Raw genomic sequence first — 26,599 nt, 5'->3', positions numbered from 1 at the left:
GCGCCCATCAGTGCGCCGAGCCTGGTGACCGCGCAGTGCAACTCGTGACCTGAAATCTGTTATTGCGATGGCACAGCAGCAACCTTCAGTTCGGCAATGGGAGCGTCGTTCGCTTCCAGTTACGGTCTTGCGAGGAGCAGTCGCCGGGTTGAAGATGGACGGGCGGGTTGCGGCGTCCCAGCATGGTTGCTCCGCTAGGAGAAGGCATGCGGCCTCATCGACGACACAGTGGCACGAGCGCCAGTTCGGCGTCGCTGCGCCCTCGGCGGCCCGTCACGGTGGGGGCACTGGTTCTCGCCTCAGCGGTAGTCAGTGCGGCCGGTCTACCGAGCGCAGCGATGTGGACGGAACCGGCTTCGCGCGTGAGCAAGTCGAGTTGTGAGCCACGGTTGCATGTCCTACCGGGACTGACGCCGACCAGTGACGCGAGGGTTGAGGCGCTGAGTGACAGCGGCTGGGTCGCCGGGGCCTCATGGGAAGACGGGATACCGTACTCAGCTGTGGTGTGGTCCGACCCCGAGCGGGTGGTCGACACCGGCGTCGGAGGCGTGGCAGTCGCCGATGGGGTAGCGATATCCGCCTCCGCCATCGACGTCAACGAGAGCGGAACGGTGGCCATCAACCGCTGGAAGTCGACCCCGCGACTCAGCATCTCCCATGAGGAGGCGCTCGTGTGGAGCCAGCAAGACGGCGCCACCGTCTTGCCGACCTCGAGGTATCGGCCTCGCGCTTCGGTCACGGCGATCAACGACGAAGGAGATGTACTCGGACACGTCCGCGGGCGCGGCCATGGAAGCGTTCCGGTGATCTGGACAGACGGCGAACGGTTGCGGCTTCCAGTGCCACGACACGACAAGGCGTACGGGACTGACATCAACAACGATGGCTTGATCGTGGGGTCGTACTGGGGGCGCTACGGGACAGCAGGCTCATGGACCTGGGACGGCGGCCCCAAACTCATGCCGCTCCGTCCAACGGACACCACAGCCGTGACGGCGGCAACCGACGTCGACGACTCCGGCCTCATCATCGGAGGCCAGCACGTCGGCCCAGGAGACGCGATTCGGACCATTCTGTGGCGCAACCCAGCCGCTTCCCCGGTCCGATTGATGCGCATACGAACCGTTGACCTGCACAACAGCGGATACCTAGCAGCAGTGGAGCCAGGTTTTCGAGGATACGGCGCTACGGCATACATCGGCCACCGCCGGGACGGCGGCATCAAGGCCCGGCTGCCGCAACCGTCAGTCCCCGATGGGTCACTCGGATGGTCGAATGTCTATGCCGCCGCGGTTGCCCGCGGTGCCTCACCCTTCGCGCCCGGAGGCGGCGTGACGGTCGGCGGTTTTGCACAGGACTTCGACTCCATGACTTCTCAGGCGGTCCTTTGGACTTGCAGCCAGACCTGGCTAAACCCCTGATGCCCTTGGAGCGATCTGGCTAACCCATGCGCGCGCGGCATGTGCGCTGAGCACAAGGGTGAAGACCTCGGAAACGCTCGCGTCCCAAGTCCCGCGAGAACATCGCCGCCTCCTCAGGCAACCAAGCAACCGCGTCACTTCGCCGCAATCCCTGCCGAGACGGGTGTCTACGGAGCAGCGGCTCCGGCATAACGTCAGGCACGTGCCTCGTCCTCGCTCCGGCGGACCAGGTCGGGGCTTGCCCGACTCCGCCAGGTGACACCCGTGAGCATCCTCCTGCCCTTCCAGCCAGATTCCATGACGCCGGCACAACTGGCGGCTGTCTCGTACCTCGCTCGCTACTCCGGGCACACCCACACCCTCTACTCCTCCCAGCTGCGGCGCTGGTTCGCGTGGTGCGAACGCAACGAACTCGACCCGCTCATCGGGATCCGACGCGCGCACGTCGAGCTCTACATCCGACACCTCGGACAAGCCGGCCTGATCGCGTCCTCGGTCGTCACCTCGATGCACGCCGTCCGCGGCTACTTCAAGTACGCCCACATCGACGGACTCATCGGGTGCGACCCAGCCGTCTACGCACGCCTGCCCAAGGTGCACCGCGACGAATCCCGCACCCAAGGACTGGACCGCCTCGAGCTCATCCGGTTCCTCCAAGTCGCCCAGACCCTCACCGTCCATCACGGAGCGCTGGCATTCCTGCTCGGCATCAACGCCCTACGAGCATCCGAGGCAGCCGCGGTCCGGATCGAGGACTACGCCGAAACACTTCGCGGGCACCGGGTTCTGCACCTCGTCGGGAAGGGCGACAAGCCCGCCACCATGCCTATCACCGTGCCCGTGCTGCGCGTCCTCGAAGCCTGCCGCGGCGACCGTTCCGAGGGCCGACTCATTCTGCGCCCCGTGTCCGGCAACCCCATCGACCGCCGGGATGCCTACCGAATGGTGGCCCGCATCGCGAAAGCAGCGGCCATTCCACGGCACATCAGCCCCCACTCCCTACGCCACGCCGCGATCACCAACGCCCTCGACGCCGGCGTCCCACTGCGCGACGCCCAGATCCTCGCTCGGCACGCCGACCCGCGTACCACAGAGCACTACGACCGGGCCCGTGGGAACCTCGACCGCCACGGCGTCCACTTCCTCACCGCCTACGTCGCCGGCGTCTGACATTGCGATTTGTTTTCGGCCCGGTGCTTAGTCCTCACAGCCGATCTGAATCTCGGCTGAACACCGGTCGACGCCCATTCGTCCCTTAGCTACGTCATCGCCGCCGCCCCCGACGAGGATGTCATCTAGGCCGCTACCAGCCAGGACGTCGTCGCCCCCGCGCCCGCGCACGACGTTGCGTTCAGTCTGCCCCGCAGCGCCCCACACTCGAAGGTAGTTGGGCCCATGTGTTCCTGTAAGGGCTATAGGAGCCATGCTGCAAGCTCCCCCGTTTGGGGAGCAATAGGCACTGAAGACGTCACCGTTCTCAAAGCCGAGGGCTCGTCTCGTGTAACCGGCGGATCCCACGTCCTCGAGTCGGCCCGAGGCGAGGTTGAAGACGATTGGCAGGCGACTGTTCGTGCCCTCACCATTCGAGCGGAAGTAGTGGAAGGTGTCGTTGCCATCTCCACCGCCCAGCCGGCCGCCAGGTGCGCCCCCGTAGAACCACACCTCGTCGTTACCGCCCCGCATCCGCAGGTGCACGGAGCTTTCGCGGGGAATCCAGAACTTGTTGTTGTTTGCGAAGTGGAAGGTCTCTCGTTCATCCGACCCGGTGAACGTGAAGTCGCCGCTCGCGCGCACCCTGAATGTGGAGAAGCCGCTGATACCGATCTCGCCGGCGTCCCCGACGATCTCCCCGGAGCGATTGTCGAGCTGCCACGAGGCGTCACTGCGCAACCCAGGGAGCTCGGCGAGCAAGGTGTCACCCAGGGTCCCGCCGGCGTCGTACGAGCCACCGGACATGTCTCCCAACAGCGTCAGCTCGTCGACATCGGCCCCAAGTGTTACTACGTCGTCTCCGCGGGTCCAGACGAAATCTCGACCTCCTGCCGTAACCACGACGTCTATCTGTGAGGACTTCGCTGTCGGCTCCGCCGCGCGAACGTCCTCGCTCACCGGCCCACCAGTGACCTTGTCTGCATCCCGACCCGGATCGATGCAGAGCAGCAAGTGCGGGTCCTCCGCCATCATCGACGAGTCGATGCGGTCACGCCCCGCGCCTGTGGCAAAGACGGGGCAATGGTCGCCATACGCCTCAGCGTCATACGAGCCGGTGATGCACACGACGTCGTCCCCGCCATACGTTTCAACGAAGCCCACGCCATTCGTGACAACGACGTCCGGGCCGTCGGTTCCCTCCAGCGGCGAGCCAACCTCCCCGACCAAGGTGGCGCTCTGGCCGAGGCACTCCGTGCGCGCCTTGGAGGTGGCTGAAGCCGTGGGCGGCAACGTGAAGAGCGTGACTATCAGACAGATAGTGAACGGGATACGGCGACGCCAGGTCACTGCTTGCATGGACCACTCCCTCGAGTCATCTCAAGCATGAGCCAGCCCTGTGTTCGCGTCTATGGAGCTGTCACTGGCCTAGTCAGGGCCACCGGGTCACGACTTGTTCGGCGATGCCCGACACGCCACACCCATGCCGGTGCTGTTGGGTGGCTCGAACGACCGCGGCTTGTTTGATCCGTGCAGTTGCTCCTCGGGCATGCCGAGTCATTCCGCCGCGTGCCGGCGTCACTAAGTCGAGTACAGGAACGCATCAGAGTCTTTGCCCCTTCGTCAGTTGCCTCGCGCAGTCGCCCTGACGGTGGCGGCAGTCCTCGATACGGTGCCCGTCATGGACGGTATCGGCGTTCTACGTCGGCAACCGTGGGTCCGCCGGGATCGAGTCGTTCAGCAACGTGTGTTGAGGAGGAGCATGAGCACGGCTCCAGAGGTACTAGTCGACTTCGGCCGCAGCGTCGAGCTCCGGGGGGAGGCGGTCACCGTGACCGCCACTCCCGGGCCGGGCGTCCCGCTGCGCTGGGGCACCCTGGCGATCGCCGACCCTTGGTTCGAACCCAGCGTGCCGGAGGTCCAGCAGATCAGCATCGGGCAGGGTGAGCAGACCACGGTGCTCAGCACGATCGCCGTGCCGAGGGCCGGGCAGCCCGAGCCGGTGGAGATGAGCTGTGCGGCGGCCATCGGCGCGGTCGACCAGGTGACGTCGTGGCAGCCTCTGGTGCATCACGAGTCGCACTTCCACCTCGACTGCGACTCGGCCCTCGGCGCGTTCTACGACGTCACCGACTCGGCCATGCTCAAGCCGCTGTTCGAGGACGCCCTGCACATGCAGGAGGTCTACAACCGCGCGCTCGTCGAGCGGATCGTGGCCATGGAGGTGGACGGGCGGGTGGCCGCGGCGGTCTTCCTGTGCCCGGACGGCTCCGGCCTCTACCCGGCGTACGCCGGCTTCGACCGGGACCTCCAGGCGGTCGCGGTGCTGGTGGACCTCAATCTGCTGCCTTAAGGCGATACCTCCGCGACGCCAAGCGAGACAGTGGCAGAGGTCCGCAGACGGATCGGGCACGTCAGGCTCGTGCCTGTGCCAGGACCAGCGGAAGCCGCCGGCATTGCGAACGTCGGGAAGCGACCGGATGCCGTAATGGGTGCGTCACTACGCCGCCTGTCGGCGCCCGGTTGACCGTCCGGATCTGCCTGCGGTCGTGGGCCACAGGATCGGCCATGAATTCAACCTGGCTCACGGGCAGGTTTAGGGGTGGTCGCGCGGACGGCCTTCAGCAAGGGGACGTGCTCAGCAGCGTCGCGCGACGCTCGACGCAGGAGTTTGGCAGCCGTCGCGGCCTGCCCGGTCGAGACAGCAAACTGCGCTGCTCGCCAACTGCAATACGCCGAGTCATGTGGCCGGCTGAGTCTGTCCCACTCACTGGCTGCGGTAATCCAGAGCTCGACGCTGGGCCGGCTGGACAATCGCGATATCTCCGCGGTCCAGGTCGCTGTCCACGCCTTGCCGTCCGCCGGTACCGGCCGGATCGCGAAGGGATCCACCACACAGGCCTCGCGCACCGCGAGCAGCCGGCGCAGGCGAGCGTCGCGGTCGCTTGCAGGACCGTCTGCGGCTGAACGCGCCGCCAACGTCAGGTGCGGTCCCAGAGAGAGCGCTGCTTCCGTCGGCGCGACCTCGTCGGCCAGCGCGACTGCGTTGGCGAACCCCGCCTCGTGGTCACAGGTCCACACGTCGATCTCGGCGAATGCTTCGGCGTCTTCGAGGAGTTCGTCGAGCGAGATCGGGCGGCTTGCGCGTAGCACGTCCCTGAACGCCTGAGCCGCCTCCAAGTGCCCCTGCAACATGTGAAGGCGTGCGCGTTCGACGTGCAACCCGCCCCATTGGCCCTTGGTGGGCACCTCGGCGGCGTACGGCTCGATCAGCGCAGCGGCTCGCCGCACCTGACCACTGCGACGCATCGCGACGGCCATGTTGTACCGGATCGCTGACACTCCGTACGACTCCAGGGTCCAAACGGCAGCCGAGTCGAGTGCCTGTTGACCGACCGTGACCACCTCGTCGACGTCACCGGCAGTGAGGAGCAGGAGGTCGGTGTAGGCCGACAGGACACTGGCCTCCCCGCGCGGGTCGGGTGGGTCGACCGACATTGCCGCGGCCTGGCGCGCCCGCGCCATTCCGGGCGCAATGTCCCCTGCTCGAACGTCGTGCCACGCCTTCTCCATGAGCATCCTTCGATGCCACGCCGGGTCCCTCAGCTCGGCGCTGACTTCAATGCCGCGGCTGGCCGCTCGTGCAGCGTCCTGGTTGCGACCGGCCTCGCGCAGTGCTGAACCCAAACATTTGATAGCCCGCACATGCCCCTCGTTTGGAGGGCAGTCCTCGAAAATCGCAATCGCACGGTGCAGCAGCTCCAATCCCAACTCTCGTTGACCGGAATCCGCGTAGTGGTCGCCTGCGAGATAGAGCATCATGGCCGCCTCGAGTGGCGGGAGGTCCGGGACAAGGGCCAAGCAGTCTGCCGCCACGTCATCGGGGCGCTCGACGTCGACCCCGGTCCACGTGGTCATTAAGGAGACGAGCACGTCATATCGTCGAGTGGGCGGCTCACTGGCGACCAGTTGGCCTTCCGGCCAGAGCTCGAGGACTCGCCGCCACTCCGCCACCTCTTGACGCATGGCGTAGCGCTCATGGGCGACCTGTGCTGCGCGGATCCTCCATTGCAGCTCCTTGTCACGGTTGCCTGCCGACTGCCAATGGCGAGCGACCTCAGCGGGCTCGGGGTCTGGCGTAGCTGCCAAGGCGCCGGCCACTGCAGCGTGCAGGCTTTCGACCTCACCCGCCACGAGTCGTCGGCGGATCGCTTCGGCGAGCAGTGGGTGCCGCAAGATGACCTCGTCTCTCGACGTGCCGAGCAGCCGGCGGGCGTCGAGATCGTGCAGCCCGGCAGAGAGAGCCTCGGCGGAGAGACCGGAGATCTGGGCGAGGAGTGCAGCGGTGACCGGGCGATCGGCGGCGCCTAAGGCGCGGGCCACGGCCCAAGCAGATCCGGTCAGGCGTCCCAGACGATCATCGAGGAGATCGGCAAGGAGCGCGGGGAGCTCGCGGTTCGCGTCGACGTCCGCGGCAAGCTGCTCGGTGAACAGCGGCTGGCCCTGCGTACGTCGGAAAATGCCTTCGACGAAGCCGGCTGCCGGAGCTTGACCCGTCAGGAGCGCCAGCTGATCGCACGTCTCAGCCGGGCTGAGCGCGGCGAGCGGAAGCGACCTCACCGATGAGGACCGCCGCACTCGCGTGAACCACTTGAGGTTCGACCGGTCGATCGTTGGATCGTCCACCCGCCAGGTGCCGAGCACGGGGATGTCGGTCCCCCGTCCAGCAAGGTGCTCGATCAGGTCGAGAGTGGCGGTATCGGCCCAGTGCAGGTCCTCGATGAGCAGGCCGAGTCGACGACCTGCCGCAAGAGCGCGCAAAGTGGCCTCAACGGCAGCGAACAGACGTTGCCCGGCCCAGGTGTCGCGTGTGGGCAGCGCCGGCACGTCCTCACGCGCGAGCTCGGGAACCAGCAGCGTCAAGGAGTCGAGCACGTATGGCGGGCACTTCGAAAGAGCCTCCCCCAGCCACCGGCCCCCGTCGGACTCGTAGACCGAGCGCAGGGCGTCCGCGGGTGGCATCAGCGGTGCGTCAGACGACAGGGGCAGGCAGGACCCGGTTGCGACGAATACGTCTGTTGCAACCAGGGCTACCGCCGTGCTCACCAGTTTCGTCTTGCCTATCCCGGCCTCACCGGTCACGAGCAGAAGGCCGGCGCCACTCTCGAGGTGACGACGTACAGAGGCCAACTCGGTCTTGCGGCCCGCGATGGCACTCGCGCCTTTATCGAGAGTTGAGGGTCCGGAACTACTGGCCGAGAGCCAGAGATCGTGGAACTCCGCCGTGTCCCCGCCCATGGCTTCGACGAGAAGCTCTATCACTCCCCAACGGGTCGGCTTCGGCGACGAGAAGACGTGCGACACCGTGGTGTGGCTGCAGCCTGCGTCGCTGGCCAAGTTGCGCAGGCTCGGCCAACCCGCCCGGTGATGCAACGCGTGCAGCGCGTCGTTCAACTCACGCTGCGGTCCAGGCTCTAGGTCGGGTCGTGGCAGCGCCCCCACGGGGCCTCCCGTCGTTGTCCTTGACTCAGGATGCTCCGCCTTGGGGCGCCTGTCCACGACCCGTCTGTCGAGTTGCGTCAGACGCCGTCAACCGGGGGTCCGGCGGCGCAACTCTGGGATCAACACCCCCGGCGCCCGCCGCGGACAAGCCCAGGGAGAGCGTCATGAATACCCCCCCCTTGCCGCATTGTGGCCATGGTCGGCGCCGCTGCGGTCGTCACTATCACCACCACCCCCGTCACGGCACGAGCGTTCGACGGAACGCAGGACCGGCCGTGTTTCATGGTCCGGTCGCACTGGAAAGACGCCGAGGGCTGCAACCCACCTGCCCGGACGGGCGCTGACATCCGACTCCGAGAGCGGAACGCGGCCCGCCACCAGTGCACGGGTCACGGACTTCATGCCGTGAGACAGTCCCCCGCGGCCTGAACCGCGTCCGCTGACATGACACCTGCACATGGACTGCGCACGACGCTCAATGGGTGTGTCCGTTTCGACGACCGAGCGCCGGCGGCGCGGTCACCGGCGCCGCAATTCGCACGTTGTCCGAGTGCGTCATATCGCCGTGCATGTGGGTCGGTGTGCCAAGTGCCCGCGGCCCGGGGTTGTCGACCCGGAGCGCGTCTGCTTGTCCGGTCAGGTTCGACAGGGGCGGCTGGGCGGACGGCCGACGAAGGTGCCGCGAGCGCACTGCGACTGACTCTGACGTCCCTTCATCGACCTCCCCCCTAGGAGCGTCAGGACATCCGTTGCCACCGGAAGCGCCCGGGCCTAGGGTCGAATGCGGCGTCCTGGACCGACCTCTCGGGGAGGGAAGCCGGACGTGGCCGGTGCCACGGTGCCGGCTGTCACGACAAGGAGGTCGTCGCGTGAAGAAGTCATTCGTCGCAGCCGCAGCTGGTCTGATCGCCAGCCTGGGAGCCGTCACCACTGCTACTGCGGACCCGCCCCACAACCCCGGCGGGCCGTGCATCCAGCCGGACCAAAACACCAGCCTCTCGAGCGTTGCGGGCTACGCCGACGTTGTGCAGGAGCTGGACCGAATCGAGCGCACCAGCAAGGGGCGGGTAAGCGTCGCCTCCGCCGGCACGTCCGGTGAGGGTCGCGACCTGCTCTACGCGACGGTGGGAGACGGGCCGACCACGTTCTGGTTGCATGCCCGCATCCACGGCAACGAGCTGCACAGCACCGAGGCCGTGCTGCAGATCCTCGACCATCTGGCCAGCGGCGACCCGCGCGCCCGGCTCATCCGTGAGCGCCTCACGGTGATCGTGATCCCGATGTACAACCCGGACGGCGCGGAGGCGAACATCCGCCAGAGCACGACTCCCACCCGCATCGACCTCAACCGGGACTGGGAGAACTTCGCCCAGCCCGAGTCGGTGGCGTTCTGGAAGCTGTGGCGCCAGACTGCCCCCGAGCTGGCGCTCGATCTGCACCACATGGGCGAGGCGCCGGTCGTCAACGGGACGAACGACCTCAACCAGTTCCAGATCGGCGCCCGGTCGATCGCCCCGTCCCGGATGACGGCAGAGCAGTGGCTGACGAACCGCCAGATGGCGATGGTGAGCGTCGACGCCCTCGACAGGTACGGCCTCGCCAACGTCGCGCACTATCCGCTCATCGACATCACCAACGCCGCGCTGAGCCGGATGCTGATGGGCGGCACCGCACCCGCGGGCGAGACGCCCGTCACCCAGACGCCCACCAAGGGCGCGATCTTCTACGAGGTCCGGTCCGTGGGTCAGAAGAGCAACGGCCAGCTCGAGCGGCTCTTCACGATCCCGACCATGGCAGTGCTCAACGCCGCCGCCAACGGCTCGCTCGGGTCGTACGACGTCTCGGGCTACGCCGACCTGCCGTTCGCGACCCAGGGCCCGTGCGGGGAGTGAACCGGACCTGATGGCAGCCCGGACAATGCGGTGCGGCGCCAAGGGTGTCGCCGCACCGCATTGTCCGCACCCGCATCACGCAGGTGGCGTGACCGTCCTACCTTCGAGGTGTCACGAAGTCAGCTCCCCCGAGGAGCGCGTCACTCCGCCGCCTACTGTTCAGTTGCCCGTTGCCAGACAGCAGCAGCAGGTGAGGGTCGGTCGTCCGCGCCCACAAGCGCTTCCTTCGAACTCAAGACCGGGCTCCAAACGCGCGCTGCACTTGAGGTGGTGGGTGGGCTCACGGACCGCCCATGCCTTCCGCCCCCTACTCCAATTCCAGTTGCTCCTGTCCTCCGCCCAGATGGAGAAGCACAACAGGATCGCGGTAAAGGGGCGCAGCTAGGTCCAGCCCAAACACGGCCTCGCGCTGTCTCTCACCATCGATCCGTGTTGTCGCGTACTCGCCCTCCATCTCAGGCAGCTCCAACAGGAGATCAAGGCCGTGCGACATATTGATCGCCTCTACGTGTGCGCACACGCGCTGCGCGTCGAGCGGTGGAGTTGCGCTAGGTAGCCCGCATTGTCCGTCCGGTTGCCACACCGACCAGCCGACCAGGTCGGCGCTCTCGCGCCCCGTCGGGGGTCTTACGAACTCAGACGCGAAGCCTTGCGCCTGGCCCTCCAAAGCCCTCTCTATCAACGGTTCTGCGAAGGTCACAGGGCGCGCCAGCCCGGCACTCACCGGAGCGCCGCTAGTGTCATCGCGACGGGACATCGGGACCGCAACCAGGTCGCCCTGCTGATCGATAAGAGCTCCTCCAGAGTTGCCGCCCGTGATGTTCGCTGTCGTGTCTAGGACGTCCCTGCTTCCCGGCAGCCGGTCATCGTCCTGCCAGGCGGCGACGGATCCGCTAGATATCCGTTGAGCGCTTCCCCCTGCGATCCCCGGGTAGCCGAGCACATGCACTGTGTCGCCACGATTCAGGCCGTCGCGACCGCCGAGGTCCGCCGTAGGAAAGGAGGTGCCGTCAGGGATTGGCTCGCCGTCGATGTCGCTGACGATACGGGCGACGGCCAGGTCGAGCCAGCCGTCAGCGACCACGGGGGTAGCCCTGTATGCAGGCACCGCCGCGTCCGCCCCTTCCTCAAGAACCCATACCTCGAGGTAGTCCGGGTCGGTTCGCGGATACTCCGGGCCGTAGCGGAGCTGCAGCCCCGGAGCGCTTGGTGCCGCAACGTGAGCATTTGTGAGGATGAGACCGCTCTCGTCGATGATCGTGCCTGATCCCCACGATAGGGGGCTGCCGTCAGCATCTGGAACGACGAGCCTCACGGTGGCGCGCTCCACCGGTTCCAGTTGGCGGTTGCGTGAGAAGTCCTCAATTGGTCCTGAGAACCAGCCGACCCCCACTACCAAGACAAGGAGCCCGACAAGACCCAGCATGTGTCGCCTGAGGCGCTTGGTCATGGTGGATTGCTGGTTCAGAAGTGCAGCCACGTACGGAGGCTCCGTGGGCTGCTCAACGCGCACCGGTTGGAGAACCAGTTCCACCCCGTCCGGCCCTCCAAGCCGGAGCACAGTCACAGACGAAATGGGGACCGTCTTCTTGCTGCGCCCCCCGACGTACATGGTGCGGGGACCGCCCAGGCGTTGGGCGACGTACTCCTCTCCCTCAAGGGTGACCACGACGTGCACCGGCTCGACGCGATCGTCGGGAACCTGAATGTCCGCGATGTCGGCGGACCCGATCGTCACGCGAGCCTGGTCAGCGCCGAACGTCAATTCCCTGCCGCTGACAGCCGAACGAAGAGCCCTGGTCATGGGCCATGGTCGACAGAGGGCTTGACGCGCATAACGCATGGCAACATCGCGTCACTCGCACAGTCATGGTCCATCTGGGGGAAAGGCACAACGGCACTTCCACGATGGGCGGTACGCCTAACGACGCTCGGTGCTTTGCCGGCCCTGCTGACCTTGCTCCCATCACCACGGATAGGCGCCGGCCGCCGGGTCGGGCAATGGTTCGCATGAGCCACCGAAGGGTCGGCATGCCCACAAGTACCCTCCCTCATCGCCGTCTCGTGCCCGAAGCTCGATGATCAGGACGTCGTGGCCGGCCCAGCCCCACGGGTCGGGGTAGGGCCCCCGCGCCCGATCGGGCAGGCCGAGACGCACCCGCTTCCCCGTCGCGGTGTCGAGGACGACAGTACGAAGGCCCGACTCGTAGCCCGTCGACGTCACGAACCAGCGCCCGTCGGGGCTCAGCCGTCCTTCCCGGAAGAGGCGGCCAGGCTCCGCCAGGACCGTGCGGGTAGCGGTCCGGAACTCCAGCTGGCCGAGGGCGCGCGCTCCACCACCGTCTGACACCGGTGAGACCGCGACGACAGAAATCTCGGGCGTGTAGTCGAGGACGTCATCTCCGGCTTCCCCCCCGACACGGGTCGTGGTCCCCTCGCCCAGGTCGAGCCTCCACACGGCTCCAGCTGACCGGTAGACGACCTGTTCATAGTCCGCGTACAGGACGGGCGGCCGTGCGAGCTCGGTGCCGTCCTCCAGCTTCCTGCTGTCGATCTCGCGACGCTCGCCGACGTCATAGGTGACCATCTGCCGCTCGGCCGTCACCCATACAACGGTGTCGCCCAGGGGATCGGCCGTGAAGAAGGTGGCCTCGTCCTCGCCCAGCTCGACGGGCGGTTGCCCGAGTCCCTGCCAGTACAGCGCGGATGGTGCTGAGTCCGGGTGCAGCACGGGGCCCCTGAAGCTGCCCGGCCATGGCAACGACACGTCGCGCCACACCACCCCAGTCTCGGTCAACGCGAACTTCCGAGCCCACACGTCCGCCTGTTGCGCGGCGTACTGGCGCTCAGGAGGGTTCGGGAGGTCCAGCACGCGCTCACCGATATGCACATCGCCGGTCTGATCCACCCACGCTGCAACGTCGCCGAGGGGTTCGAGCGGCGGATCGTCGACGGGTTCGCTGGCACGCTGCTCCGCTGGCGCCCATACAAGCACCGCAGCCGCGGCCGTGACCGCCGCCGACGCAACGGCCGCGGCAGCGAGACGCCGACGGCGGCGCCGCGACACCGCCTGCCCTCCGAGGCTGACCGGGTCCGGCACCGGCGGCGGCGCCACCTGGGATGCGACGTGCTGCGCGGACCGGCTGAGCAGGTTCTCGACGTTCATCTGGTGCCTCCGTTGACGTCGTAGCTGTGATCGTCGAAGGCTGCGACGAGAGAGGGATCCAGACGCGAACGCAACTTGGCCATCGCGTGATGTGCATGGGTCTTCACCGATCCCGCGCTGATGCCCAGGAGTTCCGCGATCTCCGCCTCTGACCGGTCCTCGTAGTAGCGGAGCACCACCACCGCGCGCTGGCGTGGCGCCAGCGCGAGGACCTCCGCCCAGATGGCACTGGCGAGGACCACCGTGTCGTCGAATGCCGGTTGCGTTGCCTCCACCAGCGTCAGAGTGGGCGACTCGGTGTTGGACCTCCTGCGCCACCACGAGGTCAGCTCATTGATCATCACCTTGCGCGCGTATGCGGCCGGATGGATCATCGAACCTACGCGCGGCCAAGCGAGGTACACCTTCATCAAAGCCGTCTGCGCAACGTCCTCGGCACGCTGATGGTCGCCGGTCAGCAGGTATGCGGTCCGGTAGAGGGACGACCACTGGTCCTGCACGAAATCGCTGTAGGAAACGTCGCCGCTGCGCTTGTCCGCTGACTCCATTTCGCCTCCCGCCGACGCCGGCGGTGCCGATGTCACACAGTAAGAACGCGTTAAGCGCACGGTGAGGTTGAAAGCCCCCTCACCATCCCTCAGGATCCGTCCGGGCGGATGACGTGTCCATAGTGATACGGACCAGCCACTCGACCAGGCCAGGACTGGGTGCGTCAGTCGAACGAGACGCCACAAGCCGCAGCCAGCGTCACCTCCAAGTGCGGCCCTCCGCCGCCTGTCGGTCCACCTTCGGCTTCTACGGATCTGCTGGATTGTGGCGAGGTTTGGCTACATCTTGGCGTGCTGCAGCGCTTGGAGTCGGTTGGTTGCGCATTGCCCAGGAACCACTGGCTGCACGCGCCACCCGGCGGGCGATCGCGGCCGCCTTCTCGGCCGCTGCGTGCTCACATGCGCACGGTCAATCGCTGAGCGCCATCATCAAGGCGTCACCTCAATGGGCGGACGCGACTCCGGAGCCGACTTAGGCTGAGCCGACCTGCACCGCTGCCGACAACCAGAGATGGAACCGATGATCGACTTCGCGAACAGCACCATCGTCAAGCTGAGCCCGTCGCAAGCGGGCGAGGATGTCATGAACATGCTCGTTCAAGGCGAAGAGGTGTACCGCAGCTTCAAGGGCGCGCGGGACTCGGTTCACTTCACAAGCAAGCGCATCATCGCAGTCAACGTCCAGGGGCTCACTGGCAAGAAGACCGACTACTCCTCGCTGCCCTACTCCAAGATCCAAGCATGGTCGGTAGAAACCGCCGGCAGGTTCGACCGGGACTGCGAACTTGAGATGTGGTTCAGCGGACTCGGCAAGGTCCGGCTTGAGTTCGCGGGATCGGTGGACATCAAGATCCTCGGCCAGATCATCGGCGATCACGTCCTGTAAGCAGTCCGGACGGAATCTCACGGCCGGCCCAATAGCGCGACGGCTCCGCCTCGACGACTCAGCCACGTGACACGCGGCGGCATCTACTTCCGCAACAGCGGCGCCATCCCCGCTGCCCGGCAGCTCGCACACCTCGGTCGGTGCCTAGGCTGGGACAGCCATCTCCGAGCACGAACCGAGGTCCCTGTGCCCGCCAGCCGTTCCGCCCGACAGAGGAAGGCCAGCGACGAGGCAGGAGCGCTGGCCGTGGTCCGCATCGACGTGAGCCCCGACGACTCCTTCGCCTACACGATCTCGTGCACGCAGTGTGAGGTCCCGCGACCGGGCACCGGCACCCGCGCATGGAGCACTCGCCGGCCGGGCGAGGACAACGGCTACATGGCCGCGATGGATCGGTGGATCCTCCACCTCACGTCCAAGCACCCCGACGCCGAGGCGCCGTGCCTGCAATACCTGCCCGAGGCCCGCGCCCGTCTCCAGCAGCGACGCGACGCCCGGGACTGAGCAACCTGCCCCGCGCGTCCCGGATCTCAACCGTCCTCGGCCTCGAAGAGAGCCTGGCGCTGGCGCGCGGCGTTCATCGCGGCGAGGAACTTGGCGTCGTACTCGGGATCGTCCGCACGGACCGACGCGATCATGTGCTCGTCGATCACCCGCGTGTCCCCCTCGCGGACCTTCTGGAGCACCACGCGTGTCACCCCGTTGGCGTCGTGGTGCGCGACGCGCCAGGTGCCCGCAGGCGAGACCTGAGGGCCCTGGTTCATGGAGCGCAGCAGGACCGACGTCACCCAGTAGATGAGCAGTCCCAGCACGCCGATCACGAGGGCGGCCTCGATCAAGACCATCCGTCGATTGTGCGGGCTCGAGGACGGCATCGCCAAGGGACCCGGAACGCGCGACACTGGTAGGTCACGCGGTCCGGGGACGGAGGGGTCGATGGAACCGAGCGCGACAACGTCAGACGCAGATCTCCTGGAGGAGCTGCGGCGCCATCGCGCGGAGCTGCGCGAGTCGATGAGCGCGCTGGAGGGCGCGTTGGCCGGACCGGCCGTCGGCGACCGAGATCGCTGGGCCCAACGTGTCCACGTCGCCGCGGTGGAGCTCGCCGGCGATCTTCGGCAGCACGTCGACCTCACGGAGGCGCCCGACGGGCTGCACCGCGAGATCCTCGCGGCCTCGCCACGGTTGTCCGGGGCCGTCGCCACCCTCACCCACGAGCACGTGCTGATCCGCGGTCAGCTCGACAGCCTCCTGGCCCGGGTCGGGCCGGTAGAAGTCATCCCTGACGTCGACAGGGTCCGCGACCTGGGTACGGCGCTCCTGGGCAGGCTCGTCCGGCACCGCCAGCGGGGCTCCGACCTCGTCTACGAGGCGTACGAGTTCGACATCGGGGGCGAGACCTGACCGGCGTCCCCGTGCTGGACCGACACCGGTCGCCCGTCCGCGCTGCCATACCGTGGCGCCATGAAGGCTTTGGTCCTGGAGAACATCCATCCGACGGCCGTGGACGTCCTGCGGTCCCGCGGCTACGAGGTGGAGCTGCGCGCGGGCGCCCTGCGTGAGGACGAGCTGGCAGAGTCGCTCGACGGCGTCCAGCTGCTGGGGATCCGGTCCAACACGACGGTGAGCGAGCGGGTCCTCAAGGAGGCGCCCGACCTCGAGGCGATCGGCTGCTTCTGCATCGGCACGAACCAGGTCGACCTGGTCGCGGCCGCCGAGCGGGGCGTCGGGGTGTTCAACGCGCCGTACTCCAACACGCGCAGCGTGGTCGAGCTGGTGATCGGCGGGATCATCGCGCTGGCCCGGAGGCTGCCGGAGAAGACCCAGCGGATGCACGACGGGGTGTGGGACAAGTCAGCCCGGGGGAGCCACGAGGTGCGCGGACGGACGCTCGGGATCGTCGGTTACGGCAACATCGGCACCCAGCTGTCGAACGTCGCCGAGGCGCTCGGGATGCGGGTGGTCTTCTACGACAAGGCGGACCGTCCCGCCCACGGCAACGCCCGCCGGATGGCGTCGCTCGCCGAGCTGCTCGAGACCGCCGACGTCGTCAGCCTCCACGTCGACGGCCGGCCGGGGAACGCGGGCCTCTTCGGTGCCGCCGAGTTCGCGGCCATGAAGCCACGCGCCCTGTTCATCAACGCCTCGCGCGGCATGGTGGTGGACTACGACTCGCTTCGCGCCCACGTCCTGTCCGGGCACATCGCGGGTGCTGCGGTCGACGTGTTCCCGGTCGAGCCGAAGGCCCAGGGAGATGAGTTCGAGTCCGTGCTGCGTGGCCTCGACAACGTCATCCTGACGCCGCACGTCGGTGGATCGACCCAGGAGGCACAGGAGGAGATCGGCCGGTTCGTCGCGGAGAAGCTCGCCGGGTTCGCCCTCCAGGGCAGCACGGCGCTGTCGGTCAACCTCCCGCAGGTCCTCACGCCCACGCTGGACGGTGAGCACCGGCTGGGCCTCCTCCACCACAACGTCCCCGGTGTCCTCGCCAACCTGAACGCGGTGTTCGCCGACGCGGGCGACAACGTGGTCGGCCAGCACCTGTCGACCAGGGACCACCTCGGCTATGTGGTCACCGACGCGTCGGAGCCCCTGTCCGCCGCGGCCATCGAGGAGCTGCGGCGCTCGGAGCACTGCGTGTGGGTGCGCACCTGGTGACGCCCCTCGCACCTACCCCTCGAGCGCACGCAGCGCGAGGCCCCGCGACCTGAACAGCTCGCCGGTCGTCCTGGACAGGTCGGTGACGTCGGTGTCACGCAGGCTCGAGAGCTGGTGGGGGTCGCTCGCGAGGTCGTAGAGCTCCCACTCGCTGGTGCCGTGGTGCTCGACGTAGGCACGAGAGCCCTCACGGATCATCGCCCAGTCGAGGTTCGTGTTCTCGACCAGCAGGCGGCGGCGCCAGGCGGACCAGTCGCCGGACCGCAGCGGCTCGAGCATCGAGCGGCCGTCGAGGTCGCGCCCGGCGTCGGGGTCGAGCCCGGCCACGTCGAGCGTGGTGGGCATCAGGTCGACCTGGGAGACCAGCGCATCGACGGAGCGCGGCTCGACGCCGGGGCCGCGGACGGCGAACGGGATGCCCGTGGCCTCCTCGTACGGCTGCGACTTGTGCAGGAGCCGGTGCTCGCCGAGGAGGTAGCCGTTGTCGGAGACGAAGAAGATCCACGTCCGCCGGAGCTGGCCGGTGCCCCGCAGGACGTCCAGCACGCTCGCGACCTGGTCGTCGACGTCCTGGAGCTCCTCCAGCTTGCCCTCGTAGATCTTCCGCATCCGCCGACGGTCCTGGGGCGGCAGGTCCTGCAACCACGAGGGCTTGTCGCTCATGTCGGCCTCGTTGGACGCCGGCGGGTCCCACGAGACGTCGTCGAAGTCGTCGGCGTGCTCCGGGCTCGGCGTGGCGGGGCCGTGGGGCGCCGTCGGCGCGAACACCGCGAACCACGGTCCAGTGTCCTGGTGGCGACGGATGAAGCGGCGCAGCCGCTTCGCGGCGAACCGGTCGAAGTCGCGCTGGGAGGCGACCTGCCGGACGGTGCCGTCGACGTTGACCCGGGGGTCGTCGATCATGCCGTCGAGCAACGCGACCCAGCGGTCCCAGCCCGGGGCGACGTACGTCGGTTGCTGGGCGAGCCCGTTCATGTACTTCCCGAAGTAGCCGGTGTCGTAGCCGGCTGCCTTGATCCTGGTCGCGACCGTGTCCCGGTCGTGCCCCTGGGCCACGAACGGCGGATGCGTCATGTTGCTGTCGCACCCATGGTTGTGGGGGTAGCGGCTCGTCAGGATCGAGGCGCGCGCCGGCCCGCACAACGGCATCGCGCTGTAGCCGCGGCGGAAGTGCACGCCCTTGCGGACCAGCCGTCGCCACGTGCGGTCCATCGACCGCAGCGTCGAGCGCATCTGGTCGTCCGTGATGATCCACAGGACGTTGTCGGTCACGCGCCCCACCCTACGCACGCCGGTACGCCCGCCTACCTCCGTGGGTAGGGCGCAGCGTCGTCACCTCAGTCGCGCGCCCGCGTGTGCCAGAGCCACGCGATCCCGACGAACGGCAGCACCAGCGGCAGCCACCCGTAGCCGGCCCCGTAGTCCGACCACACGGTGGCGTCCGGGAACAGCTCCGGGTCGAGCACGGTCAGGGTGCCGACGGTGAGCACGCCGACGAGCTCGAAGCCGACGGCCGCCCAGGCCAGCCGGCGGGGAGCGGGGCCGACCTCGGCGAGGCCGAAGGTGGCGGCGACGTACACCAGCGCGGCGAGGGCCGAGAGGGCGTACGCCAGCGGTGCCTCGCCGGCCTTGGTGGCCAGCTGCACGAGCGAGCGGGCGGTCGCGGCGAGGGCGAAGACGCCGTACACCGCGACGAGGGCGCGGCCGAGGCCCGACGAGGTGGAGGCGGCGGCGCGGCTCACGACGGCCACACCTGCATGACGCGGACGACGACGAAGGCCTGCGCCAGGCCGGCGATCATCAGCACGGCCGTGGCGCCGCGGCTGCGCTCGGCCAGCGACCAGGCGAAGCCGATCGGCAGCAGCACGAGCCCGGCGACCAGGTAGCCGAACAGCGTGACGAGCCGGCCCCCGGACAGGTCCTCGCCGCCGACCTGGACCGCGGCGACGACGAGCAGGACGAGCGTGAGCACCTCGACCACGGCGGCGAAGCCGAGCAGTCCCCAGTCGGGCGTGCGGTCGAGGGCGACGTACACCAGCACCACCGCCGTGAAGAGCAGCGAGGCCACGAGCAGCACCAGGGGCAGGGGTCCGTCCACGAGTCGTGATCCTCCCAGAGGGGCCCGGGTCTGGTGACAGGCGCGGCGCGCCTTCCTCGACCAGCGGTGAAGCACCTCACAGACGGGTCACAGGATCGGGGCAGCCCGTCGACAGGTGGGCCGGACAACCTCGGGGCACCCGAACCGCTGGACGAAGGATCTCGATGAACCCCACCTACCTCCTCGCCGCCGTCGACGTCGTCGCCGTGCTGGTGCTCGCCCTCGCCGTCTACTACCCGCGCCACCGCCGCGCCGACCTGGTCACCGCGTTCGTCGCGGTCAACGTCGGCGTGCTGGCGGTGACCATCGTGCTGGCGAGCAGCGCCGCGACGGTCGGCCTCGGCCTGGGGCTGTTCGGCGTGCTCTCCATCATCCGGCTGCGCTCCGACGAGCTCGGCCAGCACGAGATCGCCTACTACTTCGCCGCGCTCGCCATCGGCCTGCTCGGCGGCCTCGGGACCGGCGACGTGGCTCTTTCGGCCGTGCTCATGGTCGGCCTGGTGCTCGTGCTCGCCGTCGCCGACAGCCGTCTGCTGCACGCCACCGGGCTGCGGCAGGTCGTCGTGCTGGACAGCGCGGTCACCGACGAGCGCGACCTCCTCGCCCGCCTCGAGATGCTCCTCGACGCGCGCGTCACGCGGGTGACGCCGATCCGCGTGGACCTCGTCGACGACACCACGACCGTCGAGGTGCACTACGCCGCCGCGCCCCGCCCGGCCCTCCCCGCGGCCGAGCGCCACGAGGTCGCGGCGGTCGCGCGATGACCGCCGTCGACCGCCTCGCGACCGTCTCCCTCGACGAGCTCAACGACGTCGCGCAGCTGCTGACCCGCACCGACCGCAAGTACGTCGTCCCGGCGGGCGAGCTCGACGCCGTGGTCACCGGCATCCCTGGCCTCCGGGTGCTCGAGCTCGACGGCCGCCGCAGCTCGCGCTACGAGTCGACGTACCTCGACACCATCGACCTCGACAGCTGGACCGGCGCGGCGACCCGCCGCCGGCGCCGCTGGAAGGTCCGCAGCCGCGTCTACGCCGACACCGGCGAGCGGTGGCTGGAGGTGAAGACGCGCGGCCTGCGCGGCGCGACCGTCAAGGAGCGGCTGCCGCACGACGCGCCGGACGTCTCCGGCCACGCCCACGCGTGGGTCCGGGAACGGCTCGGTGCCGCGCGCGTCCACGACGTCGACCCGTCCGGGCTCGTCGCGACGCTGCACACCAGCTACCGGCGTACGACGCTCCTCCTCCCCGGCGGCGCCGGCCGCGCCACGATCGACCGCGACCTGCGCTGGGCGTCGGGCCATGGCACCGCCGAGGTCGGCGACGTGCTGGTCGTCGAGACCAAGTCGGGCACCCCGCGCCCCGGCCCGCTGGACCGGCGCCTGTGGGAGCTCGGCCACCGGCCGGTCCGGATCTCCAAGTACGGCACCGGGCTGGCGCTGCTCACCCCCGACCTCCCCGGCAACCGCTGGCACCGCGTCACCAGCCGCCACCTCGCCGGCCACCTGACCCTCCGCGAAGGGGCCCTCGCCTCAAGCCCGGCGGGGCATGGCGGCCGATAGCCTGAGGCGGTGGCGTCGCCGCCCGGGAGACAGCTCGTGGCCTCCGTCGCGGCGGTCGTCGTCGTCGCGGCGACCGTGGGCGCGCTGGTCGGCGGGTTCCCTGACCTGCACGTCTACCGGTACGCCGGTCGGTCGGTGCTCGACCAGTGGCCGGCCTACCGGTACGACGACCCGGTCACCGGGTACCCGCTGACCTACCCGCCCTTCGCGGCGCTCCTGATGGTGCCGGTCGCCGTGTTGCCCGGCTGGGCGGCGGCCGGGCTGTGGACCGGTCTGTCGGCGGGCTGCCTGGCAGCGGCCGTCGTCCTCACCGGACGTGCGTCGGGTCGGCCCGTCCCGTGGCCGTGGGTGCTCGCGGCGTCGCTCGCCGCGCTCGCGCTCGAGCCCGTGTGGCAGAACTACGTCTTCGGGCAGGTCAACGCGATCCTGATGCTCCTCGTGCTCGTCGACGTGCTGCGCCCGGAGCGGCGATGGTCGGGGGTGCTCATCGGCATCGCGGCCGGGGTGAAGCTCACGCCGCTCGTGTTCGTGGTGCTCCTCGTGGTGGTCGGACAGCGGGCCGCCGCGGCCCGCGCCGCGGCAGCGTTCGCGGCCACGGTCATCGTCGGGCTGGTCGCCTTCCCCGGCGCCGCGTCGTACTGGACGGACGGGCTGCTCGACCCCGGCCGCGTCGGTCCGCCGGCACTCGACCACAACCAGTCGGTGTCCGGCGCGCTGACCCGGGTGCTCGAACCACCACTGCCGACGGTCCTCTGGCTGGCGGTCGCCGTCCCGCTCGCGGCAGGCGTCCTGCTCGTGGCGAGGGAGTGGTGGCGCCGTGGCGATCGTGCCCTCGCGGCCTGCCTCGCCGCGCTGGCGATGCTGCTCGCCTCGCCGGTGTCCTGGTCGCACCACTGGGTCTGGGCCCTGCCGATGGCGCTGGCGCTGTGGCAGCGCAGCCGGGTCGCGGCACTGCTCTGGACGGCGGTGTTCGTCGCCCGGCCGATGCTGTGGCTGCCGTGGGGGGAGGGCAGGGAGCACGACTGGCGCTGGTGGGAGCACCTCCCCGGCAACGCCTACGTCCTCGCCGCGCTCGGCGTCGTGGCGTGGCTGGCCGTCACGGCGCGGTCGGGAGCTCCTTCATCGCGTGGTCAGCGATCTTCTTCATCATGTAGCCGTCGAGCCCGCCGCCGATGAGCCCGCCGGCCAGGGGGATGCCGCGGCCGAAGCCGGCGAGCGTCTTCTCGCTGACCCCGCGCATGAGCCGGAAGCCGACCGCCTTGTTGATCATCATCAGCGCCGCGGGCGGCAGGCCCCCGAGGGCGAACGTCGTCGCCCGGCTGCTCATGGTCGACATCCCGGCCCTCTTGAGCACCTCGTCGGCATCCGCGCCGACGAGCACCAGCAGGATCATGCTCCGCACCCGCGGGTCGTCGACGTCGTAGCCGCGCAGCACCGCGACGGCGCCGACCATCCGGACCGCCTGGAGGTAGAACTCCGCGACGTTGACCGGCAGCGCGATCGGCATCGTGACCCAGCCGCCGACACCGGTGACGAAGCCGCCGATGCCGCCGGTGAGCGTGGTGCGCCTGGCCAGCGCGGCGATCGCCTTCTCCCGGTCGCCGCCGGCCTTCCGCAGCGCCTCGTCGGCGACCTCGCGGACCGGGTCGAGCGGGCCTCGTCCGTCGAGGCCGACGTCGAGGAGCATGGTGATCATCCGGTCGACGGCGCCGGGGTCGTGGTGCGGGTGACCCGAGGCGTCGAGCGCGGACGTGGTGGTGGCTGCCTCGGAGCGGCCGCGGGTGACGAGGTCCTTGAGTCCCATGCGGCAAACACTACGAACACAACGGTGAGACGGACGTCACACCCTCCTAGCGTCGGGGGACCGGACGCACTCGGTCGTCCGTCCCCCCATCCCGGAGGCTCGTCATGCCCCACCGCTCTCCCCTCGCCCGCGCCGCCACCGCGGTCGGCTCCGCCGTGCTGGCCGGCGCCCTGCTCGCCCCCGTCACCGCATCCGCCGGAACCGGCCCGACGCCGTCGGCCTGCCCGGCCGGCGTCGCCGACGTCGCCGACTGCTGGACCGGCCAGGACGACAACGGCGCCTACTACGCCATCGCCGTCCCGCACGACTGGAACGGCGACCTCGTCGTCCACGCCCACGGCGGACCCGACCTCGGTGACGCGTCCGACCCCGCCCGCAGCGTCGAGGACCTCGACCGCTGGGCGGTGATGGCCCGCGAGGGCTACGCCTGGATCGGCTCGGCCTACCGCCGCGGCGGCTACGGCACCCGGATGGCCGTCGCCGACACCGAGAGCGCCCGCCAGGTCTTCGAGGAGACGTTCGGCGTGCCCGGCACGACGCTCGCCCACGGCCAGTCGTGGGGCGGTGACGTCGCCGCCAAGCTCGTCGAGGTGCACCCGACGTCGTACGACGGCGTGCTGCTCACCAACGGCGTGCTGGCCGGCGCCTCCCGCGGCTACGACTACCGCGTCGACCTGCGCGTCGTCTACCAGTACTACTGCGGCAACCACCCGCGCCCGACCGAGCCGCAGTACCCGCTCTGGATGGGGCTGCGGGAGGACTCGACGATGACGTCGGCCGGTCTCCGCTCGCGCCTGCAGGAGTGCACCGGCTTCCAGTCCGCCCCGGCCGACCGGAGTGCGCTTCAGCAGCGCAACCTCGACGACATCCTCGCCGTCACGAAGGTGCCCGAGCGCACCTTGGAGTCGCACCTGCGCTTCGCCACCTTCACCTTCCGCGACATCGTCCACCACCGGCTCGAGGGCCGGAACCCGTTCAGCAACGTCGGCGTGCGCTACTCCGGAAGCCACGACGACGAGGCGCTCAACCAGGGCGTCGAGCGGTTCGCGGCCGACCCGGACGCCCGGCGGGACCTCACCTGGGACAGCGACCTCACCGGGGCCGTGACCGTCCCGACCGTGACCCTGCACGCCATCGACGACCCGACCGCCTTCGTCGAGCACGAGTCGGCCTACCGCGCGACCCGCAAGGGCGCCGGCACCGACGACACGTTGGTGCAGGTCTTCAGCCGCGAGTCCGAGCACAGCTCGCTGAGCAACAGCGGGTACGCCGCCGTGCTCGCCGCGCTGGACACGTGGGTCGACACGGGCGTGGAGCCGACGCCCGCCGGCGTCGCGGCCTCCTGCCTGAACTTCGACACGACGTACGGGAGCGGCTGCTTCCTCGACCCGACCTTCGAGCCGGCGTCGTACGACAGCCGCGTCGAGGCGCGCCCGGGCGGCCACCGGTGGCCGACGATGAGCGCCGCGCAGGAGCGGGCCTGGTCGCGGACCCCGGGCATCGGGATCGAGCCGTGACCCGTGTCTGACCCTGTGAGGGGCGTCACGACCGGACCTACGATGAGCCGGTGCTGACGCGACCTCGCCACGAGCAGTCCGTGGCGCGCCAGGTGCTGGTCCTGCAGCTCATCGTGGTGCTGGTCCTGGTCGTCACGGCGCTCGCCCTCGCGACGTACGACGCCCGCAACGACATCCGGGCCAGCGCCCGGGACGAGGCGGTGTCCGTCGCGAGGGCGGTGGCGCGCTCGCCGGTCGTCCGCGAGGCGATGGCGACCAGCGAACCGACCGCGCTGCTCCAGCCGTACGCCGAGGCGGTGCGGGTCGACACGGGCGTCGACTTCGTCGTCGTGATGGACCGCGACCGCACCCGCTGGTCGCACCCCAACGAGGAGCAGCTCGGCAAGGCCTTCATCGGCAACCTCGGTGGGGCACCCGGCGGCGAGGTCTACACCGAGGAGTACGTCGGCACGCTGGGCCCGTCGATCCGGGCCATCGTGCCGGTCTTCGGGCCGAGCTCGGCCTCCGACACCAACAACGGCTCGCCCGTGGTGGCGCTGGTCGCGGTCGGGATCACGCTGACCCAGCTCGACGACCTGCTCGTCGACGAGTTCACCGACATCGTCGTCGCCGCGGCAGTCGTCCTGATCGTCGGGATTGTCGGGGCCTGGCTGATCGCGCGACGGCTACGACGCCAGACCCACGGCATGGGCGAGCGCGAGATCACGCGGATGTACGAGTACTACAGCGCGGTCCTGCACGCCGTCCGCGAGGGACTGCTGCTCATCGACCTCGACGGCCGGGTCCAGCTCGTCAACGACGAGGCGCGCCGGCTGCTCAGCCTGCCCGACGACGTGGTCGGCCGCTCGCTCGACGACCTCGGCCTGCCGCCGGCGCTCGTCGAGGCGGCGTCCGGCGAGCGCGGTGCCGACGAGGTCTACGTGACCGGCGAGCACGTCCTGGTCGCCAGCTCCAGCGCCGCCTTCTGGGACGGCAGGGAGGTCGGCGCGGTGGTCACCCTGCGCGACCACACCGAGCTGCAGGCCGTCACCGGCGAACTCGACACCGTCCGTGGCCTGACCGAGTCGCTGCGCGCACAGACCCACGAGGCCGCCAACCGGCTGCACACCGTGGTCTCCCTCATCGAGATCGGCCGCACCGAGGAGGCCATCGACTTCGTCACCGACGAGCTGAAGGTCGCGCAGATGCTGACCGACCGCGTCGTCGGGGCAGTGGGCGACCCGGTCGTCGCGGCGCTGCTGCTCGGCAAGTCCGCGGAGGCCGCCGAGCGCGGCATCTCGCTCACCGTCACCGGCGAGCTGCCGGCGTCGTCGGTCGCCGTCGGCTCGCCGCGCGACCTCGTCACCGTCCTCGGCAACCTCGTCGACAACGCGATCGATGCCGTCGCCGGCACCGCCGATCGCCGCATCGTCGTGCACCTCGAGGGTTCGCCCGACCACACGCGGCTCGTCGTCGGCGACAGCGGACCCGGGCTCACCCCGGAGGAGGCCGCCCACGCCCTCGAGCGCGGCTGGACCACGAAGGCCGACGCCGGAGACGCGCACGGCGTGGGGCTCGCCCTCGTCTCGCAGGTCGCCCGGCGCCTCGACGGCGGGGTGCGGGTCGGCCGGTCCGAGCTCGGCGGCGCCGAGATGGTCGTCGTGCTCGGTCGTGAGCCCGAGCCGGAGACCGCGGCGGTGCCCTCGTGAGCGTCCGGGTGCTGGTCGTCGAGGACGAGCCGCTCGTCGCGGAGGCGCACGCGGAGTACACCCGACGCGTCGCGGGCTTCGACGTCGTCGGCGTCGCGCACTCCGCGACCGAGGCCGCCCGCATGCTCGGCGACCGCGAGGTCGACCTGGTGCTGCTCGACATGTACCTCCCCGACGGCCACGGGCTCGGCCTGCTCCGCAACCTGCGCGCCGGCGGCACGATGTGCGACGTCATCGCGGTCACGTCGGCACGCGACGCCGAGATGGTGCGCCGCGCCGTCGCCCACGGCGTCGTGCTCTACCTGCTCAAGCCGTTCACGTTCCCGATGTTCCGAGCCAAGCTCGAGCAGTACGCCGACTACCGCCGGCAGCTCGGCGACGCCCCCGAGCAGGTGATGCAGGACGAGGTCGACCGCATGCTCGGCTCGCTGCGCGTCGCCACCTCCGACGGCGCCCTCCCCAAGGGGCTCACCGCGGAGCGGCTGCACGAGGCGATGGACCACCTCCGCACACCGCCCGGCGTGCTGTCCGCGCGCGAGCTCGCGGAGAAGCTGGAGAGCTCGCGCGTCACCGCCCGGCGCTACCTCGAGCACCTCGCCGACATCGGGGTCGCCGCCCGGTCGCTCCGCTACGGGGGCAGCGGGCGGCCGGAGGTCGAGTACCGCTGGCAGCACTCTTCCTCCAGCCAGTGACGCACGAGCGGTGAGTGAGA

General features: G+C 69.4%; 24 protein-coding genes. 14 read left to right on the top strand and 10 right to left on the bottom strand.

The window, feature by feature from the left end; genetic code table 11:
* The first annotated feature begins 362 nt into the window (after nt 1-362).
* Together ACFQW6_RS12985 and ACFQW6_RS12980 are read left to right on the top strand one after the other, a co-directional pair.
* On the top strand, nt 363-1,421 hold the full coding sequence (locus tag ACFQW6_RS12985) for a hypothetical protein (protein WP_378545653.1): 1,059 nt from the start codon (nt 363-365) through the stop codon (nt 1,419-1,421).
* Between the two features lie 264 nt (nt 1,422-1,685).
* Nucleotides 1,686-2,591: a tyrosine-type recombinase/integrase gene (locus tag ACFQW6_RS12980; RefSeq protein WP_378545650.1), complete on the top strand. Its 906-nt coding sequence runs from the start codon at nt 1,686-1,688 to the stop codon at nt 2,589-2,591.
* A 27-nt stretch (nt 2,592-2,618) separates the two neighbouring features.
* Here ACFQW6_RS12980 and ACFQW6_RS12975 read toward each other — a convergent pair whose 3' ends face one another.
* The gene (locus ACFQW6_RS12975; RefSeq protein ID WP_378545647.1) at nt 2,619-3,929 is read right to left on the bottom strand and encodes a hypothetical protein; all 1,311 of its coding nucleotides are present in this window, start codon (nt 3,927-3,929) and stop codon (nt 2,619-2,621) included.
* Between the two features lie 403 nt (nt 3,930-4,332).
* On the opposite strand from ACFQW6_RS12975, the gene ACFQW6_RS12970 reads away from it, so the two are divergent.
* The gene (locus ACFQW6_RS12970) at nt 4,333-4,923 is read left to right on the top strand and encodes a hypothetical protein (RefSeq protein ID WP_378545644.1); all 591 of its coding nucleotides are present in this window, start codon (nt 4,333-4,335) and stop codon (nt 4,921-4,923) included.
* A 221-nt stretch (nt 4,924-5,144) separates the two neighbouring features.
* On the opposite strand, the gene ACFQW6_RS12965 is transcribed toward ACFQW6_RS12970, so the two are convergent.
* Nucleotides 5,145-8,024, bottom strand: coding sequence for an ATP-binding protein (locus ACFQW6_RS12965; protein ID WP_378545641.1), 2,880 nt, complete (start codon nt 8,022-8,024; stop codon nt 5,145-5,147).
* 917 nt (nt 8,025-8,941) lie between these two features.
* On the opposite strand from ACFQW6_RS12965, the gene ACFQW6_RS12960 reads away from it, so the two are divergent.
* The gene (locus tag ACFQW6_RS12960; RefSeq protein WP_378545638.1) at nt 8,942-9,964 is read left to right on the top strand and encodes a M14 family zinc carboxypeptidase; all 1,023 of its coding nucleotides are present in this window, start codon (nt 8,942-8,944) and stop codon (nt 9,962-9,964) included.
* A gap of 307 nt (nt 9,965-10,271) precedes the next feature.
* Here the strand turns inward: ACFQW6_RS12960 and ACFQW6_RS12955 are convergent, their stop codons facing one another.
* The 3 genes from ACFQW6_RS12955 to ACFQW6_RS12945 form a co-directional block, all read right to left on the bottom strand.
* On the bottom strand, nt 10,272-11,702 hold the full coding sequence (locus ACFQW6_RS12955; protein ID WP_378545635.1) for a trypsin-like peptidase domain-containing protein: 1,431 nt from the start codon (nt 11,700-11,702) through the stop codon (nt 10,272-10,274).
* Nucleotides 11,703-11,930: 228 nt separating this feature from the next.
* Complete coding sequence (locus ACFQW6_RS12950) at nt 11,931-13,130, bottom strand: hypothetical protein (protein WP_378545632.1); 1,200 nt, start codon at nt 13,128-13,130, stop codon at nt 11,931-11,933.
* Nucleotides 13,127-13,678, bottom strand: a complete 552-nt coding sequence (locus ACFQW6_RS12945; RefSeq protein ID WP_378545629.1) for a SigE family RNA polymerase sigma factor — start codon at nt 13,676-13,678, stop codon at nt 13,127-13,129. The genes ACFQW6_RS12950 and ACFQW6_RS12945 overlap by 4 nt, the downstream gene beginning before the upstream one ends.
* 520 nt (nt 13,679-14,198) lie before the next feature.
* On the opposite strand from ACFQW6_RS12945, the gene ACFQW6_RS12940 reads away from it, so the two are divergent.
* On the top strand, nt 14,199-14,564 hold the full coding sequence (locus tag ACFQW6_RS12940) for a PH domain-containing protein (RefSeq protein ID WP_378545626.1): 366 nt from the start codon (nt 14,199-14,201) through the stop codon (nt 14,562-14,564).
* A gap of 246 nt (nt 14,565-14,810) precedes the next feature.
* Nucleotides 14,811-15,068 carry a hypothetical protein gene (locus ACFQW6_RS12935; protein WP_378545623.1) on the top strand — a complete coding sequence of 86 codons (258 nt, stop codon included), beginning with the start codon at nt 14,811-14,813 and terminating at the stop codon, nt 15,066-15,068.
* Between the two features lie 26 nt (nt 15,069-15,094).
* Here the strand turns inward: ACFQW6_RS12935 and ACFQW6_RS12930 are convergent, their stop codons facing one another.
* Nucleotides 15,095-15,409: a hypothetical protein gene (locus ACFQW6_RS12930; protein ID WP_378545620.1), complete on the bottom strand. Its 315-nt coding sequence runs from the start codon at nt 15,407-15,409 to the stop codon at nt 15,095-15,097.
* Between the two features lie 91 nt (nt 15,410-15,500).
* Between ACFQW6_RS12930 and ACFQW6_RS12925 the strand changes: the two genes are divergently transcribed.
* Nucleotides 15,501-15,968 carry a hypothetical protein gene (locus ACFQW6_RS12925; RefSeq protein WP_378545617.1) on the top strand — a complete coding sequence of 156 codons (468 nt, stop codon included), beginning with the start codon at nt 15,501-15,503 and terminating at the stop codon, nt 15,966-15,968.
* A 60-nt stretch (nt 15,969-16,028) separates the two neighbouring features.
* On the top strand, nt 16,029-17,222 hold the full coding sequence (gene serA, locus ACFQW6_RS12920) for a phosphoglycerate dehydrogenase (protein ID WP_378545614.1): 1,194 nt from the start codon (nt 16,029-16,031) through the stop codon (nt 17,220-17,222).
* Between the two features lie 12 nt (nt 17,223-17,234).
* Here the strand turns inward: serA and ACFQW6_RS12915 are convergent, their stop codons facing one another.
* The 3 genes from ACFQW6_RS12915 to ACFQW6_RS12905 all read right to left on the bottom strand — a co-directional run bounded on the left by ACFQW6_RS12915 (nt 17,235) and on the right by ACFQW6_RS12905 (nt 19,320).
* Entirely contained in the window at nt 17,235-18,494 is a 1,260-nt protein-coding gene (locus ACFQW6_RS12915) for a sulfatase (protein WP_378545611.1), read from the bottom strand.
* A gap of 65 nt (nt 18,495-18,559) precedes the next feature.
* Nucleotides 18,560-18,964, bottom strand: coding sequence for a hypothetical protein (locus ACFQW6_RS12910; protein WP_378545608.1), 405 nt, complete (start codon nt 18,962-18,964; stop codon nt 18,560-18,562).
* On the bottom strand, nt 18,961-19,320 hold the full coding sequence (locus tag ACFQW6_RS12905) for a hypothetical protein (protein ID WP_378545605.1): 360 nt from the start codon (nt 19,318-19,320) through the stop codon (nt 18,961-18,963). Before ACFQW6_RS12905 ends, ACFQW6_RS12910 begins: the two co-directional genes overlap by 4 nt.
* A gap of 164 nt (nt 19,321-19,484) precedes the next feature.
* Here ACFQW6_RS12905 and ACFQW6_RS12900 point away from each other — a divergent pair, with 164 nt between their 5' ends.
* From ACFQW6_RS12900 to ACFQW6_RS12890, 3 genes are read left to right on the top strand one after another with little or no spacing between them, the layout of a single operon-like run.
* Nucleotides 19,485-20,084: a DUF4956 domain-containing protein gene (locus ACFQW6_RS12900; RefSeq protein WP_378545602.1), complete on the top strand. Its 600-nt coding sequence runs from the start codon at nt 19,485-19,487 to the stop codon at nt 20,082-20,084.
* The gene (locus ACFQW6_RS12895) at nt 20,081-20,878 is read left to right on the top strand and encodes a polyphosphate polymerase domain-containing protein (RefSeq protein ID WP_378545599.1); all 798 of its coding nucleotides are present in this window, start codon (nt 20,081-20,083) and stop codon (nt 20,876-20,878) included. The genes ACFQW6_RS12900 and ACFQW6_RS12895 overlap by 4 nt, the downstream gene beginning before the upstream one ends.
* A 9-nt stretch (nt 20,879-20,887) precedes the next feature.
* On the top strand, nt 20,888-22,054 hold the full coding sequence (locus ACFQW6_RS12890) for a glycosyltransferase 87 family protein (protein WP_378545596.1): 1,167 nt from the start codon (nt 20,888-20,890) through the stop codon (nt 22,052-22,054).
* Here the strand turns inward: ACFQW6_RS12890 and ACFQW6_RS12885 are convergent.
* Nucleotides 21,975-22,682 carry an EcsC family protein gene (locus tag ACFQW6_RS12885; RefSeq protein WP_378545593.1) on the bottom strand — a complete coding sequence of 236 codons (708 nt, stop codon included), beginning with the start codon at nt 22,680-22,682 and terminating at the stop codon, nt 21,975-21,977. The two genes, ACFQW6_RS12890 and ACFQW6_RS12885, sit on opposite strands and share 80 nt — an antisense overlap.
* Before the next feature lie 104 nt (nt 22,683-22,786).
* On the opposite strand from ACFQW6_RS12885, the gene ACFQW6_RS12880 reads away from it, so the two are divergent.
* Genes ACFQW6_RS12880 through ACFQW6_RS12870 form a run of 3 tightly spaced genes read left to right on the top strand, consistent with a single transcriptional unit; the run spans nt 22,787 to nt 26,579 of the window.
* Nucleotides 22,787-24,199: an alpha/beta hydrolase family protein gene (locus ACFQW6_RS12880; RefSeq protein ID WP_378545590.1), complete on the top strand. Its 1,413-nt coding sequence runs from the start codon at nt 22,787-22,789 to the stop codon at nt 24,197-24,199.
* Between the two features lie 50 nt (nt 24,200-24,249).
* Nucleotides 24,250-25,887 carry an ATP-binding protein gene (locus ACFQW6_RS12875; protein WP_378545587.1) on the top strand — a complete coding sequence of 546 codons (1,638 nt, stop codon included), beginning with the start codon at nt 24,250-24,252 and terminating at the stop codon, nt 25,885-25,887.
* On the top strand, nt 25,884-26,579 hold the full coding sequence (locus tag ACFQW6_RS12870) for a response regulator (RefSeq protein WP_378545584.1): 696 nt from the start codon (nt 25,884-25,886) through the stop codon (nt 26,577-26,579). The genes ACFQW6_RS12875 and ACFQW6_RS12870 overlap by 4 nt, the downstream gene beginning before the upstream one ends.
* The last annotated feature ends 20 nt before the right edge of the window (nt 26,580-26,599 follow it).

This window comes from Nocardioides sp. GCM10028917 (genome assembly GCF_042666175.1).
In the GTDB taxonomy this organism is placed as follows: domain Bacteria; phylum Actinomycetota; class Actinomycetes; order Propionibacteriales; family Nocardioidaceae; genus Nocardioides.
This window is presented reverse-complemented; position numbering and strand designations above follow the sequence as displayed.

Coding starts and splice junctions, on each gene's coding strand:
- ACFQW6_RS12880 (WP_378545590.1), top strand. CDS start 22,787: ATGCCCCACCGCTCTCCCCTCGCCCGCGCCGCCACCGCGGTCGGCTCC.
- ACFQW6_RS12970 (WP_378545644.1), top strand. CDS start 4,333: ATGAGCACGGCTCCAGAGGTACTAGTCGACTTCGGCCGCAGCGTCGAG.
- ACFQW6_RS12945 (WP_378545629.1), bottom strand. CDS start 13,678: ATGGAGTCAGCGGACAAGCGCAGCGGCGACGTTTCCTACAGCGATTTC.
- ACFQW6_RS12975 (WP_378545647.1), bottom strand. CDS start 3,929: ATGCAAGCAGTGACCTGGCGTCGCCGTATCCCGTTCACTATCTGTCTG.
- ACFQW6_RS12900 (WP_378545602.1), top strand. CDS start 19,485: ATGAACCCCACCTACCTCCTCGCCGCCGTCGACGTCGTCGCCGTGCTG.
- ACFQW6_RS12925 (WP_378545617.1), top strand. CDS start 15,501: ATGGAACCGAGCGCGACAACGTCAGACGCAGATCTCCTGGAGGAGCTG.
- ACFQW6_RS12940 (WP_378545626.1), top strand. CDS start 14,199: ATGATCGACTTCGCGAACAGCACCATCGTCAAGCTGAGCCCGTCGCAA.
- ACFQW6_RS12895 (WP_378545599.1), top strand. CDS start 20,081: ATGACCGCCGTCGACCGCCTCGCGACCGTCTCCCTCGACGAGCTCAAC.
- ACFQW6_RS12950 (WP_378545632.1), bottom strand. CDS start 13,130: ATGAACGTCGAGAACCTGCTCAGCCGGTCCGCGCAGCACGTCGCATCC.
- ACFQW6_RS12930 (WP_378545620.1), bottom strand. CDS start 15,409: ATGGTCTTGATCGAGGCCGCCCTCGTGATCGGCGTGCTGGGACTGCTC.
- serA (WP_378545614.1), top strand. CDS start 16,029: ATGAAGGCTTTGGTCCTGGAGAACATCCATCCGACGGCCGTGGACGTC.
- ACFQW6_RS12885 (WP_378545593.1), bottom strand. CDS start 22,682: ATGGGACTCAAGGACCTCGTCACCCGCGGCCGCTCCGAGGCAGCCACC.